Annotated in this window: 2 tRNA genes; both read right to left on the minus strand. The window is 48.8% G+C overall.

Annotation, left to right across the window (positions count from 1 at the left end):
• Positions 1 to 83 precede the first annotated feature (83 nt).
• Positions 84 to 158, minus strand: a tRNA-Gly gene (locus Q4528_RS12970).
• A 35-nt stretch (positions 159 to 193) separates the two neighbouring features.
• Positions 194 to 266 (minus strand) — tRNA-Lys (locus tag Q4528_RS12975).
• Positions 267 to 346: the final 80 nt, after the last annotated feature.

Raw genomic sequence — 346 nt, forward strand, 5'->3', positions numbered from 1 at the left:
CGGAATCGAACCGGTACGGTGATCTCTCACCGCAGGATTTTAAGTCCTGTGCGTCTGCCAGTTCCGCCACCCCGGCAAAATAATGGAGCAGAAGACGGGATTCGAACCCGCGACCCCGACCTTGGCAAGGTCGTATTCTACCGCTGAACTACTTCTGCATTATTTTGCTTTAAAAATATAATTAAAATCGTAATGAGCCATAGAGGATTCGAACCTCTGACCCTCTGATTAAAAGTCAGATGCTCTACCAACTGAGCTAATGGCTCAAAAGATGGTGCCGGCCAGAGGACTTGAACCCCCAACCTACTGATTACAAGTCAGTTGCTCTACCAGTTGAGCTAGGCCG

Source organism: Staphylococcus pasteuri, from assembly GCF_030547725.1.
In the GTDB taxonomy this organism is placed as follows: domain Bacteria; phylum Bacillota; class Bacilli; order Staphylococcales; family Staphylococcaceae; genus Staphylococcus; species Staphylococcus pasteuri.